The following is an 18,064-nucleotide window of genomic DNA, read 5'->3' as shown; positions in this document are numbered from 1 at the left end:
TCCTATCATGGAGCGAGCCTTCTATTATCATCATTTAGATCTGCAGAACTTAATAAATAGATAACAAGAGTAGGTGTTTTACGTTGCCCTCCTTTTTTTCAAATAAAAGATTAATTGTTTTACTAGTTGGTATTATTACCGTTGTGGCCGTAGTTGGTGTAACGATGCAGGAGCGCCCTAAGCCTACATGGCCCGAACAATTCCTACGTGATTCTATTGGATTTGTTCAATCCATCTTCTATAAACCCGCTAGAGGTATAGCGGGTTTCTTTGAGAATATCAGTGAAATGAAGCAAATCTATACAGAAAATCAGCTTTTAAAAGCCAATTTGCAGGATAATGCTATTTTGGTAGCTAAAATCAGAGAGCTGGAGGCGGAAAATAACAGCCTTAAGAATTTATTAGACGCTGAAGTCGGCCTTTCTGATTATCAGCTACGAGCAGCAGAGGTTGTAACACGTTCCCCTGATCGTTGGTATCAGCAGATTACCATAAATAAGGGGGACACGCACGGTGTTGAACCTGATATGGCTGTGATAACAGATAAAGGCTTGGTCGGACGAGTCAAAAGCGTGGCTCAATTTACCTCTACAGTTGAACTCCTAAGCGACACGAATCGGGTCGCTAACGTATCTGCTATAGTGCTTGGGGATGATGAAACAGAGCAATACTTTGGGATCTTGGAAGGCTATGATGTTGAACAGGAAGCCTTGTATTTACGTAAAATCGACCTCGACGCTCAGCTAGAGGAAGGCATGTCTGTTATTACTTCAGGTTTGGGAGGTAAATATCCTAAGGGGTTATTTGTTGGGGAAATTATTGAGTATTATACGGATCAGGACGGGTTAACGAGAACGGCGTTGGTTAAACCAGCTGCTGATCTGTATCAATTAGATTTCGTTTTTGTGGTGGAGAGTTCTTTTGTTCCGGAATCCACGACGACAACTGATGAAGAATTAGAGGAAGAAACAGATGAGGAGGAGGGTGAGGAATGACCCACTTTCTTTTCATTCTAACGTCCTTTATCCTTTTTGTGATTGAAGGTACGGTTGTCCAAGTTTTTTCTCCTGATCGTTGGGGTATTCCTATACTGATGATACCGCGCTTTGTCGTGGTTCTCCTTATATTTTCAGCCCTATTTTTAGGAAGGCTCCAAGGCTTATTTATGGGGCTGTTATTTGGTCTATTGTATGATGTAGTGTATGGTGGAGTTATTGGAATCTATGGTTTTTCTATGGCCCTAGTAGGCTATTTTAGTGGACTCACATTTAAAGTATTCCAACAAAGCTTATTATTAATCCTTTTGACAATTGCGGCATGTTTAGTGCTGCATGAGTTTATTGTCTATGGGTTACTTATGCTCATTGGCTATGTTCAAATGGAAACTCAGGTATTTTTCTTTCAAAAGGTGATTCCTACCTTAATTTTAAATATGATTTTTGCTACCTTAGTGTCCTATCCTTTACGAACCATATTAGTGCAAATGAAGCAGGAAGAAGAAAAGCTGTAAGAAAAGCTTCTATTGAAGCCCTCTCGAAGAAGTCGTAAAGAAAATAAGACCTCATATTCTAAGAAAACTGTTTTTATGAGGGAAAAGAAGGATTTCTACGCATCATTGTTGAATTGAAAAGGGATGGGGTGATCTTTGGATGACAATGACGAAACCGTTCGTAACCATAAAAGGAACCAAAGATGGCTTAGTTTTTCATATGGACGATACGTGCACGTTTGAAGAGCTGCTTAGCGAGCTTAGTCTTAAGCTTGAGGCTAGCCGTCAGCACGCATTACAAGGAGAGGTGATCAAGGTTACGGTACACCTTGGGCATCGTTATTTAGATCAAGACCAAGAGAAGACACTAAAAGAATTTATTCGGACAAAAGGGAAGCTAGAAGTAGATAAGCTAGAAAGTGAAGTTGTCCACAGGTCAGAGCTAGATAAAGCGAGAATCGAAGCGGATGTTAAGATCGTACATAAAACCATTCGTTCAGGTCAGGTATATAAGGTTGAAGGAAATGTACTTGTACTAGGAGATATTAACCCAGGAGGCTTTATTCAGGCTACTGGTCATATATTTGTAATGGGATCACTAAGGGGCATGGCTCACGCAGGCTGTGAAGGAAATATGTCAGCTGTTATAGCGGCCTCAATTCTACAGCCTACACAGCTGAGAATCTCTACAGTTGTTAGTCGGTCACCTGACGAATGGGATGAGGAAGAGTATGAAATGGAGTTTGCCTTTATAGAAAATCAACAGATTGTAGTAGATAAGCTACATAAATTGATGGATTTGCGACCAGAGCTTAAAAGCTTCATATAAGAAGGAGGCATAATTGTGGGAGAGGCGATTGTCGTTACGTCTGGTAAAGGTGGAGTGGGGAAAACCACCACTTCAGCTAATCTAGGGACTGCTTTAGCTATTCAGGGGAAAAAAGTTTGCTTAGTGGATACAGATATTGGACTGCGTAATTTGGATGTGGTAATGGGTCTGGAGAACCGAATTATCTATGACTTAGTTGATGTTGTGGAAGGCTCCTGTAAATTGAAGCAGGCTCTTATTAAGTATAAGGATGTAGAGGAGCTGTATCTTCTTCCAGCCGCTCAAACAAAGGATAAAAATGCTGTCCATCCTGAGCAAGTAGCTAAGATTATTGATGAGCTAAAACAGGACTTTGATTATATTATTATTGATTGTCCAGCAGGCATAGAGCAGGGATTTAAAAATGCTGTTTCAGGAGCCGATCGTGCTGTGGTTGTTACAACCCCAGAAAGATCTGCGGTAAGGGATGCTGATCGAATTATTGGCTTGCTAGAAGCGGAGAAAATCCAAAGTCCAAAGCTGATTATTAACCGAATCAGACCACAAATGATGAAAAAGGGTGAAATGCTTGACGTAGATGAAATTGTTAACGTTTTGGCAATTGACCTACTAGGAATCGTTCCAGATGATGAAGCGGTGATTAAAGCTTCGAATGAAGGAACACCGACTGTAATGAACCCAAATTCAAGGGCATCCATTGCTTATCGAAATATATCTAGGCGTATTCTCGGAGATTCTATTCCATTGATGAATTTAGAGGAGAATACTAGCGTTTTTTCAAAGGTTAAGCGATTATTCGGCATAAAATCATAGAGCTTATACACCTCTACTTTTCAGTTAGGAGATACCTTTCCTGATTGAAGAAGTAAGGTGTATTTTTTTTTGCAATACCTTACCTCATTTTTATGCAAATATTTACTCAAAAAACAGTAAACATTTTGCTCAAGTTTTCCGATAAATAAAATAAGAGCTTCCATGAATTTGAAAAAGAGAAATCACTAATCGAAGGAGAGAATAATACATGAGTCAGAAGAAACATTGGAGCCGCGTGCTCCTTGTGGCAGCGATCTTGGTATTTGTTCTATTGCCAACACATGCTTGGGCCAAGGATGGAGATGTAACAGCCATTGAGTTTGAAGATCCAAGCGATGTGCATTTATACATAGAGGAAACGACTGAGCAGCTTAAGCTTTTAGCTACTGTTGAAGGAAAAGCTACGGAGGAGGATGTCACGAAAGATGCCGTATGGACATCTTCAAACGCCCAAATTGTCAAAGTGGATAAAGGATTATTAACACCTTTAAAGAATGGAACGGTAACCATTACGGCGAAATATAAAGGGTTTACTGCTACGTTAAAAGCAACATCAGAATATCTCTACAAAGAACTTAAGTTAAGTTCTAGTGAGCCTATAGAATATGAGCTAGGAAGCAAGGATCTTAAGTTAGAAGCCTTTGCCGTAGAAGAGGATGATACAGAAAACGATGTAACTGACAAAGCAGCCTGGAGCACTTCTAACAATAAAGTGCTAACCGTATCAAACGGAAATATTACGCTTGTAGGTACAGGAAAAGCAACGATTACTGCTACGTATAAGGGTTTATCTAAATCGATCCAAGTTACAGTGTCATCCCCATATTCTAAGCTGGAGCTAGAACCAGGAAATCAGGCAGAGCTTCTTGTTGGAGATGAAACAACAGTGATCCAAGCAATTGCTACACTTAAAAACGGCACACAGGAGAATGTTACAGCAGAAGCAGTCTGGAGTACATCAGACGCTAAAGTAGCAACCGTTAGTGAGGGTGAAATTACTCCTCTAGCCATTGGTAGAACTACGATAACAGTTAATTATCTAGGAGTATCCACTCAGTTGACTGTATTAGTGCGTACTCCTTATGAGGTCATGGTACTAAGCCCGGCAAACGATTGGAACGTATTTCTAAATGAAGGTCCTTTTCAAGTGACAGCATCCGTTATGAATAGTCCAGATCAACGTAGGGACGTGACACAAGAAGCAACATGGTCTTCTACGAATGAGCTCGCTGTTACTGTTCAAAATGGAACAATAACTCCTAAAGCCGTCGGTACTGCTACTGTTAAAGTAGTATACAAAGGATTAACAAAAGAAATCAAAGTAACGGTGCAGCCAACCATTAAAGGCTTAGAGTCAAATACTGACACGATAGAGCTATTTAAAAATGAGATTATTAATGTACCAAAAATTCAAGCTGTTACCCTAGATGATAAAAAGCTAGATTTCACAAAAGATGTGGAATGGATTTCTAGTGATGAAACTATCGCTTCTGTAGAAAATGGAAAACTCACGGCTAAGCAAACTGGTGAGGTACAGCTTACAGCTAAGATTAGAGATTTCACTCATACAATCGATGTGAGTATCCAAGAAAAAGTATTGCTTCTTCTATCCTCCCAAGAAACAATCAGTATCATTACTGGTAGTGAGGCCTCTCTTCCGAACGTATTAGCCGTTAGGGAAAACGGAGTAGAAGAGGATGTAACAAATAAGATTGAGTGGAAGCTAACAGGATCAAGAGCGGTTATTGTTGAGGATCAAATTAAAGGCTACCTTAAAGGAAACGTAAGGCTAGAGGGAACATATTTAAATCAGAGCATTCGCATTCCTGTAGCGATTGAAGAAGAGATTGTAAAAATAGAGATTGGTCCAAGTGAAGTGGTTGATGTGAACCTAAATAGAAGTCAATCCATCCGAGTAACAGGCTATTACAATAACGGGAAGAAAGTGAATTTATCCAGCAAGGTCAATTGGTCTGTCGCTAATCCTGCTATCGCTGAGCTTAGATCAAGATCAGTTAGAGGGGTTTCTGAAGGAACTACAAAGCTGACAGGCTCCTATCAGGATATTCCACTTGAGGTTACAGTTAATGTTGTTGCTAGGCTTAAAAAGCTTGAAGCTAGTGAGAGACGAATTCAGCTTTCACAGGGGGGCACGGCAACTGTAGTAATTAACGCATTATATGATACAAATGCTACAGAAAACGTAACAAATACAGTAAGCTGGACAACAAATAGGCCTAATGTAGCAAAAGTTGAAAATGGCCGTATTCAAGCGGTAGGTAAGGGTACAGCAACCATTAGGGCTACAATGGATAAAAAATCCGTGACCATTCGTGTAACAGTAAAATAGTGCATAGGAACCCCTTCTTTTGGTTAGCTTAACACCAACAAGGAGGGGTTTTTAATGAGCAAAAAGCAGGAGAATAATAATAAAAACATGGAACAAGCCGATGAACAAGATGTATTTACACCACTTTCTACAGAGTATAATTATCTACATTCTAGAACACTCGAAGAGTTCCCAGAGGGACCCTATCAGTCCACTATTGAAGGAGAGCTAGGTAAAACGTCTGGCTGGAGTACTGGTGAAGAGGTGAATCCAAGGTTTTCCTACGAGAACGAAGAGCTTCATGAATCATCTGAGCGACTTGATCCGCAGGCTGACCCCACAAGAAAGAATCCACAGCAAAAAATCAGATAATACATCAAACCTAAGTCTTGCATCAAGCAGATTTAGGTTATTTTTTTTCTAGACAAGTCATATGATGTACAAGACCAGTGCTAAGGGAGTGTTACTTATGGACATGGAAACGTACAAGGAAGGTGTCAAAAAAAGAAGGGAAGAACGGATGCGCCTGTTGCGTCGTAAACAAAGATATGAAGCTCCTCCCACCTCACAGTTACCGATGCGAAAAAAAGACAAGAATGAAGCATTCTACGGCATGATGGTTGGGTCGGATCTAGAGCAAAGAGAAGATACAGGTTTGTTCTCACTCTGGATCTATAAATTAATGATTACTCTTGTCATTATAGGTGGCACTTATTTTATTATGAGCTCTACATCACCAGAATTAGCAAATTCACAAGATTTTATTCAAGATGTTTTTCATCGGGAATTTAATGTAGAAGGTGTTATGGCTTGGTATGAAAATAGGACAGGGGAAACACTTAGCTTTTTACCTAAATTGATTAATCGAACGAATTCAGATGAACAAGGCTACGGTGTCCCTGTCAGCGGTGGTCATGTTGTTTCAGGTTTTGGACAAGATCAACAGGGTATAATCGTAGGCACTCATACAGAGCTTCCGATTGAAGTGATTAAGGAAGGCTATGTCACCTCCGTTCAAGATATTCAGGGAATCGGCGCTACAGTTGTCATTGACCATGGGGACGGGGAGGAGTCCTGGTATGGTCAACTGCAAAACATCCAGGTACAACCCAACGATTGGTTAGAGCAAGGTCATATTATCGGGTACACGCGTATTAGTGAGGAGAATGGACAAGGTGTATTTTACTTTGCTTTAAGGAAAGATAGAGAGTTTGTCGATCCTGTGGAAGTGATTCCTTTTGATTAAATTATCTATCCATCCTCTATTCTTCTTTGTGATACTTCTTGCCTTTTTGCACGGTTTTATTTATGATGTGCTCTTGCTATTCGCTATTGTCTTGGTCCATGAATGTGGACATGCTGGTGTAGCCTATACGTATGGCTGGAGAATTAAGAAAATAGAATTGCTCCCTTTTGGTGGTGTTGCCGTTGTTGAGGAGCATGGAAATAAACCCTTTAAGGAAGAGCTGCTCGTCCTATTAGCTGGTCCGTTGATGAATATGATGATGATCGGGATCGCCTGCCTATTTTGGACACTAAAGCTTTGGAGTACAGAATTTTGTCTGCTTTTTATTGAATATAATTTAATTATACTACTCTTTAATTTGCTTCCTATATGGCCATTAGATGGAGGGAAGCTTGTACAGCTACTTTTAAGTCTTTTTTTCCCCTATAAACGAGCTATCCAAGTCTCTTTATTTGTAAGCTCTATTGCGCTCATTGGCTATATCCTTATGACAGCTCTACTTTTCCCTGTGTATTTTTATTTATGGTCAGTAGCCGTCTTTTTGCTTATTTCACTGTTTTTAGAATTCCGTCAGTCTCCCTATCAATATCTTCGATTTTTGTTATCTAGATATCACAGAAAAGGGGAGAATCAAAAGACACGGAATGCTGACTCAAGTATATCCGGACTTAGTCATCAACGAAAAGCTCAGCCTCTAATTATTCGTTCACAGGATACGGTTAAGGAATCCGTGGAGAGGCTTTTTAAACATAAGAAACACTATTTTTATGTTACCAATCAGCGAGGGATGCTGATTCATATGCTGGATGAGGATGAGCTGCTTCAGTATTATTTCGAGCGTAAATGGATTCACCGTGCAGTAGGGGATGTTTTAGGGTAAAATGAAGGAAATAGGTAGATCTCATTTTACTTGATGAAGAGGTGGTAGAAACTTGGGAAAGAGACTATTCATCCACTGTTTTTCACGTGAGACCCGTGTTGTATTACTTGATGACGATAACAAGCCCATTGAGTACTTTGTAGAGCGTCCTCCTAAACAGAGGATGATCGGTAATATTTATAAAGGTAAAGTTGAGAATGTGTTGCCGGGGATGCAGGCAGCATTTGTTGATATAGGACTGGAAAAAAATGCGTTTCTGTACGTTGATGAAATTGTTCCCAGCAAAAATGCACGATCTAGCTCACAAGTTATGAAAACAGAATCATCCCCTCAACCGGCCATTCAAAGCTTGGTTTCAAGAGGAGAAACACTCCTTGTTCAGGTTCATAAGGAGGCTGTAGGTCATAAAGGAGCAAAGGTGACCACGAACATGACACTACCAGGTCGTTATTTAGTCTACCTTCCCTATGGTGGGCATATAGGAGTTTCTCGTCAGATCGAAGAGGAGCTAGAGCGTGAACGTCTGAAAGAAATAGGACAAGACTTGGTAGAAGGAAACGAAGGATTGATTATTCGTACTGTATGCGAGGGTGTGGATGAACATGAGCTTGCCTTTGATATGCGGCAGCTCAGACAGCGCTGGCTTGATATTCAAGAGCATGCTAAGACAGTAGAGGAGAAGGAACTCATTTACCATGAGGCAGATATTATTCCAAAGCTTGTCCGTGATTATATGTCATCTGACCTGACGGAATGCTACATAGACAGCCCTATCCACTATAGGCGCTTAAAGCAGGCGCTACATCGCTACCCAGAGCTTCAGAAGAAAGTGAAGCTGTATGATCAAAATCAAGATATGTTTGATTATTTTCAGCTAACCTCTGAAATTGAAAAAGCCATTAGGAAGAGAGTGTGGCTCAAAAGTGGAGGATATATGATTTTTGATCAAACGGAAGCTCTTACTGTGATTGATGTGAATACTGGAAAATTTGTAGGACAACAAAGCTTAGAAGAGACCGTCTTACGCACTAATTTAGAGGCAGCAACTGAAATTGCTAGGCAGTTGCGCTTGAGAGATATAGGCGGTATTGTCATCATTGACTTTATCGATATGATTGAACCTAAAAATCAGCAGCATGTTCTCAGCGTTTTAGAGCATGCGGTGAAAAGAGATCGAACAAAAACAACAGTTGTAGGTTTAACCTCTTTGGGGCTGGTCGAGTTAACTAGAAAAAAAGTAAGACAGAGCCTATTAGAGGTTATGACAGAGCCTTGTACGTATTGTGAAGGTAAAGGCTTTACCCGTTCAAAGGAGTCTTTAGCTGGACAAATTGAACGAATGCTGTTAGAGTATCGGCAATCGGATAGCGAAGCTGTGCTAATCGAGGTACACCCTGAACTCCAAAGGGAGCTTGAGGGAGCTCACAAGAAAGGACTTAAGGAGCTACAGGAACGTTGTGGATTTCAAATTCTAGTATATGGAAATAAGAGTCTGCATCTTGAGAGCTACAAGATTCTTTACCAAGGGCAGGCTAGTGAAGCGAAAAAACGCTTGAATAAGTTGACAGCTATGCCTGTGGTATGATACTCTTTACTATGTTAGTTTTTTAGTGTGCTTGGTCATCTGAGCATGCTGTAACCGCGCAGTCAGGGTTATAAGTGATCTTAGATCCACCTTGTTTTGGCGAGTCTGAGTATAGAAGGAGGTGCCAAGTATGTTCGCAATTATTGAAACTGGTGGTAAGCAGTACAAAGTTGAAAAAGGTACAGAGCTATACATTGAGAAGCTACATGCCGAAGCAGGTGAAACTGTTCAATTTGATCGTGTTGTGTTAGTTAACAAAGACGGTGAGGTTGTTGTAGGAGCGCCGACTGTTGCAGGAGCAACAGTTACAGCTAAAGTAGAGCGTCACGGTAAAGGTAGCAAAATTATCGTTTTCAAGTATAAAGCGAAAAAGAACTACCGTCGTAAGCAAGGTCATCGTCAACCATACACAAAGGTTGTAGTTGATGAGATCAAAGCTTAGTAGGTGAGCTGATGATTGAATTAACAATTGAGCGTGACACCGAGACGAAACAGATTGCTTCCTTTATCCTATCAGGACATGCGGACTACGCTGAGGCTGGAAAGGATATTGTCTGTGCAGCAGTATCTGGTATTTCGTTTGGGACAGTTAACGCCATTGAGCATTTACTAAACATTGTCTTGGACGTAGAGATGGAAGAAGAAGGAGGATTTTTACACTGCAGTGTTCCTTCCGATATGGAGGACGCTCTGCAGGAGAAAGTCCAGCTACTTCTAGAAGCTATGATTGTTTCCATAGAATCCATTGCGACTACGGAAGAGTACAAATCATATATACGTATATTGAAACAAGAAACGGACAGGAGGTGAACAGCATGCTTAAAATGAACTTACAGTTTTTCGCTCAGAAAAAAGGAGTAGGTAGTACTAAGAACGGACGTGACTCAATCTCTAAGCGTCTAGGTGTTAAGCGCGGAGATGGTCAAACGGTTACTGCTGGTAGCATTTTAGTTCGCCAACGTGGTACGAAAATCTACCCTGGAACAAATGTAGGTATCGGTGGAGATGACACACTTTTCTCCAAAGTAGAAGGTGTTGTACGTTTCGAGCGTCTTGGACGTGACCGTAAAAAAGTTAGTGTATACCCTGCATAATAAAAGCTTAATGAGAAGCAAAATAAAAAGGCTTATGCGCTTTATAGTGACATAGGCCTTTTTTGTTTTTACATCCTTCAAGGACTAGGATATAATGAATGAAGAAAATGCCATTTGGGGGAATGTGCATTGAAAACAGATAAAAAGGATCTATTGGAATACTTAAGGCATTACCGTCATGACTGGATGAATCATATGCAATTGATGAAAGCATATCTATCTATGGATAAAATACAGGACGCTCAGCGTTATATGGATCAGATTATATCGAGTGCCCAGAATGAAGCAAAGCTATGTGAGCTAGATGATCCTGAGTTAGCTTTTTATCTGCTAACATATAATTGGCGAAACCAGAGGTCAATACGCATTGAGGTCGAGGTTGTTCATGAACAAGAAATGCTGTATAACGTCTCTATTGCAAGTAAATATCCACATTTACATATGTGGATTAGAGAAATAACGGGTATGATAGAAGAAAGAGTTGATCCCTATGAGGAAAATCAACTTTTTTATATTTTTGCTGTTGGCCAGGATTGCTTGAAGCTAAGAATGGAGTTTGAAGGAATATGGGACGAGGAATCGGGCAAAGTAGCTTTGAGTAAAATAAAAGAAAAAATAAGGCTCGAAAAAGGTAGCCTGATGATTGTAGAATGCTCAGAAAAGGAAATCATCCTAGAGCTTTCTCCTTAGAAATTGAGGTGGATAGAAATGTTTGTAGATAAGGTCAGTATATTTGTTAAAGCTGGTGACGGTGGAGATGGAATGGTTGCTTTTCGTCGAGAAAAGTATGTGCCTGACGGTGGGCCGGCAGGTGGGGATGGTGGATCAGGATCAGATATTATCTTTGTGGTGGATGAAGGTCTAAGGACATTAATGGACTTTAGATATCAAAAGCATTTTAAAGCACCGCGAGGAGAAAATGGACGTACCAAAAGACAGCATGGTCAAAATGCTGAGGAAATGGTGGTTCGGGTACCACCTGGAACAACCGTACTGGATGAGGAAACAGGAGAAGTAGTCGCTGATCTAGTAGAACAAGGACAGCGAGCTCTTATCGCTAAAGGAGGACGAGGAGGACGAGGGAATTGTCGCTTTGCTACTCCTAAAAATCCTGCTCCATATGTTGCCGAAAACGGAGAGCCTGGTCAAGAGCGTAAGATCACTTTAGAGCTTAAGGTTTTGGCTGATGTAGGACTTGTAGGCTTTCCGAGTGTCGGAAAATCAACATTACTTTCAGTCGTTTCCGCTGCTAAGCCTAAAATTGCTGAGTACCATTTTACTACTTTAACTCCCAACCTAGGAGTGGTAGATGTTGGGGATATGCGAAGCTTTGTCATCGCAGACTTACCTGGACTGATCAAGGGAGCTCATGAGGGAGTTGGGCTAGGTCACCAATTCCTTAGACATATTGAGCGAACTAGGATCATTGTTCATGTATTAGACATGTCTGGATCTGAAGGAAGAGATCCGTATGAGGATTTTGTCCAGATTAACGATGAACTCAAAATGTATAATTATAAGCTGGAAGAACGCCCACAGATCATTGTAGCAAACAAAATGGATCTGCCTCAGGCTGATGAATTACTTGCTGAATTCAAGAGCAAGGTTCAGGATGTACCTATTTTTCCAATATCAGCGGTGACGAGAGAAGGAACACAGGAATTGATTTATGCTGTTGCTGATCTGCTTGACGAGATTCCGCAGAATACTTATGAGCTTATTCAATCTGGAGAAGTGGATGAGGATGAAGAACATGTCACTTACCGCTTTGAAGCAGAAGATCCTGGTTTTAGAGTGTATAAGGACAATGAAGTTTTTGTTGTTGAAGGAGAAAAAGTAGAGCGCTTAATGAAAATGACCAAATTTCAATTTGAAGAATCGGCCCTTAAATTTGCTCGAACCTTACGCTACATGGGAGTAGATGATGCGTTAAGAGAACGAGGAGCCAAGGATGGGGATACGGTTAGAATCCTTAATTTTGAATTCGAGTTTCAGGAATAAAAGAAATATATACTTTTTTAAACAGATAAGCTAACTCATTTCTGGAGTTAGCTTTTTGTTTGTCTACTATGGATAAAGCATATAACTGGTCATGGTAGCTCGCTAGTGGGAAAATCCCTTGGCTACTATTCAAAGCAATAGTTGAAATAATTTCATTGCTTCAGTCATACACTTCAATAGAATAAGACAAGATTAGTAAGATAATCTTACCGTAAATTTTGAAAATATATTTTAATATTATTTTGAAAATTTAAAAATAAATGTTATACTATGTAAATAGTTAATTGAATATTTTCAGTATTTTGTTTTATTTCTCTATATGGATATTTATACTTTGCCTTAGGGGGTACAAGCTGGATGAAGATGTTTATATCCGTGGATATGGAAGGAATTACAGGCTTAAATGATCCTACATTTGTTGATTCCGCTCAAAGAAATTATAGGCGTGGTCAAGAACTGATGACACAGGAAGTCAATCATATTATTGAAACAGTTTTTGGATTAGGTTACAAAGAGGTTGTGGTGAATGACAGTCATTCAAAGATGAACAATCTCTTAATTGAAAAGCTACATCCCGAAGCACAGCTGATTATTGGAGATGTTAAGCCTTACTCGATGGTACAAGGGCTAGATAATAGCTTTGACGGAGCCATTTTCGCAGGGTATCATGCCCGTGCTTCGATGAAAGGTGTTTTAAGTCATACGATGATTTTTGGTGTGAAAAACATGTATATCAATGATGTAACCATTGGTGAGCTAGGATTTAATGCGTTTGTCGCAGGTTACTATAATGTCCCTGTACTATTAGTAGCTGGAGATGATCAAGCTGCTTTAGAGGCAGAGGCATTAATTCCGGGAGTGACAACAGCAGCCGTTAAAAGCTACGTTTCTCGAACATCGGCCCTTAGTCTTACACCTCAAAAAAGCGGGGAATTACTTAGACAACGTACTTCGGCAGCCATACATAATCAAACGCAAGTAAAGCCCTTAATTCCACCTCAGAAACCTATTTTGAAAATAGAATTCGTCAATCATGGTCAAGCTGAGTGGGCAAGCTTAATGCCAGGAACCATTCTTGAAGAAGGGGGTACGACAGTTAGCTATAAGGCTAAGGATATTCTGGAAGCCTACAAAGCGATGATTGTTATGACTGAATTAGCTATGAAGACAACCTTTTGCTAAGGTACCTATTCCTTTCTTTGTTACACCTCTATTAGAAAGTAGGGATATATTTTGCTCTCATACATAGGTAAGCGTTTTGTAGCCATGCTTATTACCTTGTGGGTCATTATTACTTTAACCTTTAGCTTAATGCATGCAATTCCTGGTTCTCCCTTTGACAAGGAACGTACGACCAATGAAACGGTAACTCGAAATCTGGAGGCTCATTACAATCTAGATAAACCTTTGATTGTACAGTATTTTACATATTTAAAAAGCTTGGTAACTCTTGATCTAGGTCCTTCTATTTCCTATAGCTCCGATACTGTCAATAATATGATAGGAAGGGGATTTCCAGTCTCGTTTCAATTAGGAATTATTACGCTTATAATTGCTGTTTTTTCAGGAATTACGATTGGTGTCCTAGCTGCGTTAAAGCATAACGGCTTGATCGATCATTTGGCTATGATCCTAGCTGTTATCGGACTATCTATTCCAAATTTCATTTTATCCACTTTGTTCATTAAGTACATTGCTGTGGACTGGGGGCTTCTCCCGGTAGCCACTTGGGGGACGTGGAAGCATACCGTATTACCAGCACTGGCCTTGTCTTCAGGACCATTAGCGGTCATCGCTCGTTTAACTAGATCAAATATGCTAGAGGTCCTAACTCAGGACTATATACGAACGGCTAAGGCCAAGGGACTCTCCCCTTTTACTATTGTAGTTAAGCATGCTCTTAGAAATGCACTCCTTCCAGTTATCACGATTTTAGGAACACTAATTGCAGGGGTATTAACGGGAAGCTTTGTGGTAGAAAAGATATTTGCTATTCCAGGTATGGGGAAGTATTTTGTAGATGGAATTAACAACAGGGATTATCCAGTGATTATGGGCACTACTCTTTTTTATAGCACACTCCTGATTATTATGATGTTTCTAGTTGATATCGCTTATGGCTTGATAGATCCGCGTATCAAGTTGCACAAGAAGGGGGAGTAAGCAGTGAATGTACCTGATGAATTATTTGTTCCCTTAGAGAAAGACAAAAAGTATGCTGAAGCCATTGTCAGACCCAAGCTTTCATACTGGCAGGACGCTTGGCAAAGACTTACTAAAAATAAATTGGCGTTATTGGGCTTAGTTATTATTATTCTTCTAGCTGTTATGGCTCTGGCTGGCCCCTTGCTTGTCCCTTATAGCTATTCAGATCAAAGTCTGTTAAATGCGAATCAGCCTCCATCAGAGGAGCATTGGTTCGGAACGGATGAGTTAGGGAGAGATATGTTTGCAAGAACATGGTATGGAGCTAGAATTTCTCTATTTATTGGTCTAACCGCTGCCATTATTGATTTTATTATTGGGATCATTTATGGAGGAATTTCAGGCTATCGTGGTGGTCGAACAGACAATGTGATGATGCGAATTGTAGAAATCCTTTATGGTCTTCCCTATTTGTTAGTGGTTATTCTGCTCATGGTGGTGATGGGACCAGGCTTATTTACCATCATTGTTGCTCTTACAGCAACCGGCTGGATTGGGATGGCCAGAATTGTTCGAGGACAGGTGCTACAGCTTAAAAATTATGAATACGTTCTAGCTTCACGAACGCTAGGCGGTGGTACTCCATGGATTATTAGAAAGCATTTACTGCCTAATACGATGGGACCGATTATCGTCCAAATGACGTTAACTGTGCCAAGTGCTATATTTGCTGAAGCTTTTCTGAGCTTTTTAGGCCTGGGGGTCCAAGCTCCTATAGCTAGCTGGGGAGTGATGGCGAATGACGGTTTATCCACGATTATTTCAGGGCATTGGTGGCGATTATTTTTTCCTGCCTTTTTCATCTCACTGACGATGTTTGCTTTTAACGTTCTAGGAGATGGATTAAGGGATGCACTAGATCCAAGGCTAAGGAGGTAAAGGATGAATAAAATACTTGATGTGCAAAACCTCCACGTAAGCTTCACGACGTACGGAGGAGAGGTCCAAGCGGTCAGAGGTGTAAGTCTTGAGCTTCACGAAGGGGAAACCTTAGCCATCGTAGGAGAGTCAGGCTGTGGAAAAAGTGTGACTGCTCAAACGATCATGCGTCTTATTACTGAGCCAGCAGGAAGAATTAAATCAGGCATGATTACGTACAGAAATAAAGATTTAACGGCCCTTTCTGAAAAACAAATGCGCCGAGTACGTGGAGCAGAAATAGCTATGATTTTTCAGGATCCAATGACCTCCTTAAACCCAACGATCACGATTGGAAAGCAAATTTCTGAGAGTATGATCAAGCACCAGAAAATCAGCTCTACAGATGCAAATAAACTATCCATAGAGCTACTAAAGCTTGTTGGAATAGCCAACCCAAAAGAAAGACTAAAGCAATATCCACATCAATTTAGTGGAGGAATGAGACAAAGAATAATGATTGCCATGGCGTTAGCGTGTAACCCCTCTATTTTAATTGCGGATGAGCCAACAACGGCGTTAGATGTAACGATTCAGGCCCAAATTATTGAGCTCTTCAAAGAAATCCAAATCAAAACGGGCATCGCTATTATTCTCATTACTCATGACCTAGGAGTTGTTGCTTCCATTGCTAATCGAGTAAACGTCATGTATGCAGGGAAGGTGATGGAGGCGGGGCTTGTCCAGGATATCTTTGGTCATCCCCAGCACCCATACACGAGAGGACTTCTAGCTTCCGTTCCTAAATTAGACGAGGATAAAAGTCGTCCTCTGGTTCCTATTCCCGGTTCGCCGCCTGACCTCTTTGCCCCACCACAGGGCTGTCCATTCGCCCAACGCTGTGAATATGCTTTAGAGGTATGTGTACATGCTGAGCCACCGCTTACAACGGTCCATGAGCATCATCATGTGGCTTGTTGGTTACAGGATGATCGAGCAAAAGGAACAGAGTTTCCAACTTATAGAACGAAAGTTCTATAGTTGAACTATACAAAATATCTCAAAGGGGAGAGATTAAAATGAAGAAACGACAATTAGGGTTTTTGCTGCTTCTACTTATTTTCGCTTTGGTTGTAGCCGCTTGCTCATCAGATGATGCAAGCACGGAAGAGAATCCAAATGAAGGACAGAATGAAACGGGGCAAGAGCAAGAGCCTTCAACAGAACCTAAAGTATTACTTTTAAACAACGGTAGAGAGCCTACTTCTCTTGATCCACCTATTGGATTTGATGCGGCTTCCTACAATTTAATTAATAATTTCATGGAGGGTCTAACAAGATTAGGTGCTGATCATACTCCAGAGGCAGGGATTGCAGAGGATTGGGATATCTCTGAGGATGGAAGGGTCTATACCTTTTACATCAGAGAAAACGCAAATTGGTCGAACGGTGATCCAGTCACAGCCCATGATTTTGAATTTGCCTGGAAAAGATTTATTGACCCAGAGACGGCCTCTCCAGCTGCGTTTTTAGCTAATTTAATTGAAGGAGCGGAAGGCTTTAATAGTGGTGAGGGTACGGTAGATGACGTAATGGTTACAGCTTTGGATGACAAGACACTAGAGGTCACTCTAACTAGCCCCCAATCCTATTTCCTAAATGTTATAACGAATCCTCCTTTCTTCCCAGTCCACAAAGAAACGGTAGAGGGAAATGAGAACTGGCATGCTGAAGCATCAACGATCCATTCAAATGGGCCATTTAAGCTAACTCAGTGGGATAAAGATAGTCAAATCATTATTGAGAAGAACGAGCATTATTGGGATACAAACCAAGTGAAGCTAGATCAGGTTGTGTGGAAAATGGTCAATGACTCTAATACATCGTATCAAATGTATACAAGCGGCGAGTTGCATACTTCCGATGTCCCAGCTGACTTAAGTGAGCAGTTGTTTGCGAACGGGGAGGTTAATGTAGAGGATAGCTCGGGAACGATGTTTTTCCGTTTCAATGTAACAGAGGAGCCATTCCAGAACGTAAATATTCGTCGAGCATTTAGTATGGCCGTTGATCGACAGCAAATCATTGATTACGTCATAAAAGGACAGCAGAGGGCAGCTACGGCATTTGTATCCTACGGATTTACTGATGCTCAGGGAGACGATTTTAGAGAAAAGGGTGGAGATCTAATTAGCTTTAATTTAGAGGAAGCAAAGCAACTCCTAGAGCAGGGAATGGCTGAAGAAGGCTATACGGCTTTACCCGAAATCACCTTATCATACAATAACACAGATATTAATCATCGTATCGCTCAAGCCTTACAAGAGATGCTGCGTCAAAACCTAGGTGTAGAGGTTAACCTAACCAGTCAAGAGGGAGCAGTGTTCCTTGCTGCACAAAGAGCGCTGGAGCTGCAATTCTCCCGTTCTTCCTTTATCCCCGATTTTGGCGATCCGATTAACTTCCTAGAGAGTTTTATCACAGGAAGCTCGATGAACAGAACAGGTTGGAGTCATGCGGAATATGACTCATTAATTGCAGAAGCCTACCAAGAAGCGGATGATGCAAGAAGATTTGAGCTCTTACACCGGGCGGAAAGTATTTTATTTGAAGAATCACCGATTATTCCTCTATACTTTTACAATACCATTTATCTTCAGGCAGATGATGTAAAAGGTATTGTTCGTCATCCAGTTGGTTATCTGGAGCTTAAGTGGGCTGATATGGAATAAGAC

General features: G+C 40.7%; 19 protein-coding genes and 1 other annotated feature. All 19 genes read left to right on the top strand.

Features of this window, described 5'->3' with window-relative positions:
- Positions 1-83: 83 nt before the first annotated feature.
- The 19 genes from mreC (at position 84) to J2S11_RS00850 (ending at position 18,061) form a co-directional block, all read left to right on the top strand.
- On the top strand, positions 84-995 hold the full coding sequence (gene mreC / locus J2S11_RS00940) for a rod shape-determining protein MreC (RefSeq protein WP_307389682.1): 912 nt from the start codon (positions 84-86) through the stop codon (positions 993-995).
- Positions 992-1,510 (top strand): rod shape-determining protein MreD, encoded by a 519-nt coding sequence (gene mreD, locus J2S11_RS00935; RefSeq protein ID WP_307389679.1) that lies wholly within the window; start codon positions 992-994, stop codon positions 1,508-1,510. The genes mreC and mreD overlap by 4 nt, the downstream gene beginning before the upstream one ends.
- 139 nt (positions 1,511-1,649) lie before the next feature.
- A complete protein-coding gene (minC, locus tag J2S11_RS00930; protein WP_307389677.1) occupies positions 1,650-2,318 on the top strand; it encodes a septum site-determining protein MinC in 669 nt (222 codons plus the stop codon).
- A 15-nt stretch (positions 2,319-2,333) separates the two neighbouring features.
- Positions 2,334-3,131, top strand: a complete 798-nt coding sequence (gene minD / locus J2S11_RS00925; protein ID WP_307389676.1) for a septum site-determining protein MinD — start codon at positions 2,334-2,336, stop codon at positions 3,129-3,131.
- A 208-nt stretch (positions 3,132-3,339) separates the two neighbouring features.
- Positions 3,340-5,481 carry an Ig-like domain-containing protein gene (locus J2S11_RS00920; RefSeq protein ID WP_307389674.1) on the top strand — a complete coding sequence of 714 codons (2,142 nt, stop codon included), beginning with the start codon at positions 3,340-3,342 and terminating at the stop codon, positions 5,479-5,481.
- 54 nt (positions 5,482-5,535) lie between these two features.
- Positions 5,536-5,832, top strand: coding sequence for a hypothetical protein (locus tag J2S11_RS00915; protein WP_307389672.1), 297 nt, complete (start codon positions 5,536-5,538; stop codon positions 5,830-5,832).
- A 97-nt stretch (positions 5,833-5,929) separates the two neighbouring features.
- On the top strand, positions 5,930-6,706 hold the full coding sequence (locus tag J2S11_RS00910) for a peptidoglycan DD-metalloendopeptidase family protein (RefSeq protein ID WP_307389669.1): 777 nt from the start codon (positions 5,930-5,932) through the stop codon (positions 6,704-6,706).
- On the top strand, positions 6,699-7,586 hold the full coding sequence (locus J2S11_RS00905) for a M50 family metallopeptidase (RefSeq protein WP_307389666.1): 888 nt from the start codon (positions 6,699-6,701) through the stop codon (positions 7,584-7,586). Before J2S11_RS00910 ends, J2S11_RS00905 begins: the two co-directional genes overlap by 8 nt.
- Positions 7,587-7,638: 52 nt before the next feature.
- The gene (locus tag J2S11_RS00900) at positions 7,639-9,171 is read left to right on the top strand and encodes an Rne/Rng family ribonuclease (protein ID WP_307389664.1); all 1,533 of its coding nucleotides are present in this window, start codon (positions 7,639-7,641) and stop codon (positions 9,169-9,171) included.
- 42 nt (positions 9,172-9,213) lie between these two features.
- Positions 9,214-9,288: a sequence feature (ribosomal protein L21 leader region), on the top strand.
- A 13-nt stretch (positions 9,289-9,301) separates the two neighbouring features.
- Entirely contained in the window at positions 9,302-9,613 is a 312-nt protein-coding gene (gene rplU, locus J2S11_RS00895) for a 50S ribosomal protein L21 (RefSeq protein ID WP_307389662.1), read from the top strand.
- A gap of 11 nt (positions 9,614-9,624) precedes the next feature.
- Complete coding sequence (locus tag J2S11_RS00890; protein ID WP_307389658.1) at positions 9,625-9,981, top strand: ribosomal-processing cysteine protease Prp; 357 nt, start codon at positions 9,625-9,627, stop codon at positions 9,979-9,981.
- Between the two features lie 5 nt (positions 9,982-9,986).
- Complete coding sequence (rpmA, locus tag J2S11_RS00885; RefSeq protein WP_307389655.1) at positions 9,987-10,265, top strand: 50S ribosomal protein L27; 279 nt, start codon at positions 9,987-9,989, stop codon at positions 10,263-10,265.
- A gap of 129 nt (positions 10,266-10,394) precedes the next feature.
- Positions 10,395-10,955, top strand: coding sequence for a Spo0B domain-containing protein (locus tag J2S11_RS00880; RefSeq protein WP_307389652.1), 561 nt, complete (start codon positions 10,395-10,397; stop codon positions 10,953-10,955).
- 18 nt (positions 10,956-10,973) lie between these two features.
- A complete protein-coding gene (obgE, locus tag J2S11_RS00875; protein WP_307389649.1) occupies positions 10,974-12,266 on the top strand; it encodes a GTPase ObgE in 1,293 nt (430 codons plus the stop codon).
- A 357-nt stretch (positions 12,267-12,623) separates the two neighbouring features.
- Positions 12,624-13,448, top strand: coding sequence for a M55 family metallopeptidase (locus J2S11_RS00870; RefSeq protein ID WP_307389647.1), 825 nt, complete (start codon positions 12,624-12,626; stop codon positions 13,446-13,448).
- Between the two features lie 51 nt (positions 13,449-13,499).
- Positions 13,500-14,429 (top strand): ABC transporter permease, encoded by a 930-nt coding sequence (locus J2S11_RS00865; protein ID WP_307389646.1) that lies wholly within the window; start codon positions 13,500-13,502, stop codon positions 14,427-14,429.
- A 3-nt stretch (positions 14,430-14,432) separates the two neighbouring features.
- Entirely contained in the window at positions 14,433-15,350 is a 918-nt protein-coding gene (locus tag J2S11_RS00860; RefSeq protein ID WP_307389644.1) for an ABC transporter permease, read from the top strand.
- Between the two features lie 3 nt (positions 15,351-15,353).
- Entirely contained in the window at positions 15,354-16,370 is a 1,017-nt protein-coding gene (locus J2S11_RS00855) for an ABC transporter ATP-binding protein (RefSeq protein WP_307389641.1), read from the top strand.
- Positions 16,371-16,408: 38 nt separating this feature from the next.
- Positions 16,409-18,061, top strand: a complete 1,653-nt coding sequence (locus J2S11_RS00850; RefSeq protein WP_307389638.1) for a peptide ABC transporter substrate-binding protein — start codon at positions 16,409-16,411, stop codon at positions 18,059-18,061.
- Positions 18,062-18,064 lie beyond the last annotated feature (3 nt).

The organism is Bacillus horti, from assembly GCF_030813115.1.
Classification (GTDB): domain Bacteria; phylum Bacillota; class Bacilli; order Caldalkalibacillales; family JCM-10596; genus Bacillus_CH; species Bacillus_CH horti.
Note: the sequence above shows the minus strand (reverse complement) of the source record. Positions and strands in the feature narration are given on the sequence as shown.

Coding starts and splice junctions, on each gene's coding strand:
- mreD (WP_307389679.1), top strand. CDS start 992: ATGACCCACTTTCTTTTCATTCTAACGTCCTTTATCCTTTTTGTGATT.
- minC (WP_307389677.1), top strand. CDS start 1,650: ATGACAATGACGAAACCGTTCGTAACCATAAAAGGAACCAAAGATGGC.
- J2S11_RS00920 (WP_307389674.1), top strand. CDS start 3,340: ATGAGTCAGAAGAAACATTGGAGCCGCGTGCTCCTTGTGGCAGCGATC.
- J2S11_RS00915 (WP_307389672.1), top strand. CDS start 5,536: ATGAGCAAAAAGCAGGAGAATAATAATAAAAACATGGAACAAGCCGAT.
- J2S11_RS00910 (WP_307389669.1), top strand. CDS start 5,930: ATGGACATGGAAACGTACAAGGAAGGTGTCAAAAAAAGAAGGGAAGAA.
- rplU (WP_307389662.1), top strand. CDS start 9,302: ATGTTCGCAATTATTGAAACTGGTGGTAAGCAGTACAAAGTTGAAAAA.
- J2S11_RS00890 (WP_307389658.1), top strand. CDS start 9,625: ATGATTGAATTAACAATTGAGCGTGACACCGAGACGAAACAGATTGCT.
- rpmA (WP_307389655.1), top strand. CDS start 9,987: ATGCTTAAAATGAACTTACAGTTTTTCGCTCAGAAAAAAGGAGTAGGT.
- obgE (WP_307389649.1), top strand. CDS start 10,974: ATGTTTGTAGATAAGGTCAGTATATTTGTTAAAGCTGGTGACGGTGGA.
- J2S11_RS00870 (WP_307389647.1), top strand. CDS start 12,624: ATGAAGATGTTTATATCCGTGGATATGGAAGGAATTACAGGCTTAAAT.
- J2S11_RS00855 (WP_307389641.1), top strand. CDS start 15,354: ATGAATAAAATACTTGATGTGCAAAACCTCCACGTAAGCTTCACGACG.
- J2S11_RS00850 (WP_307389638.1), top strand. CDS start 16,409: ATGAAGAAACGACAATTAGGGTTTTTGCTGCTTCTACTTATTTTCGCT.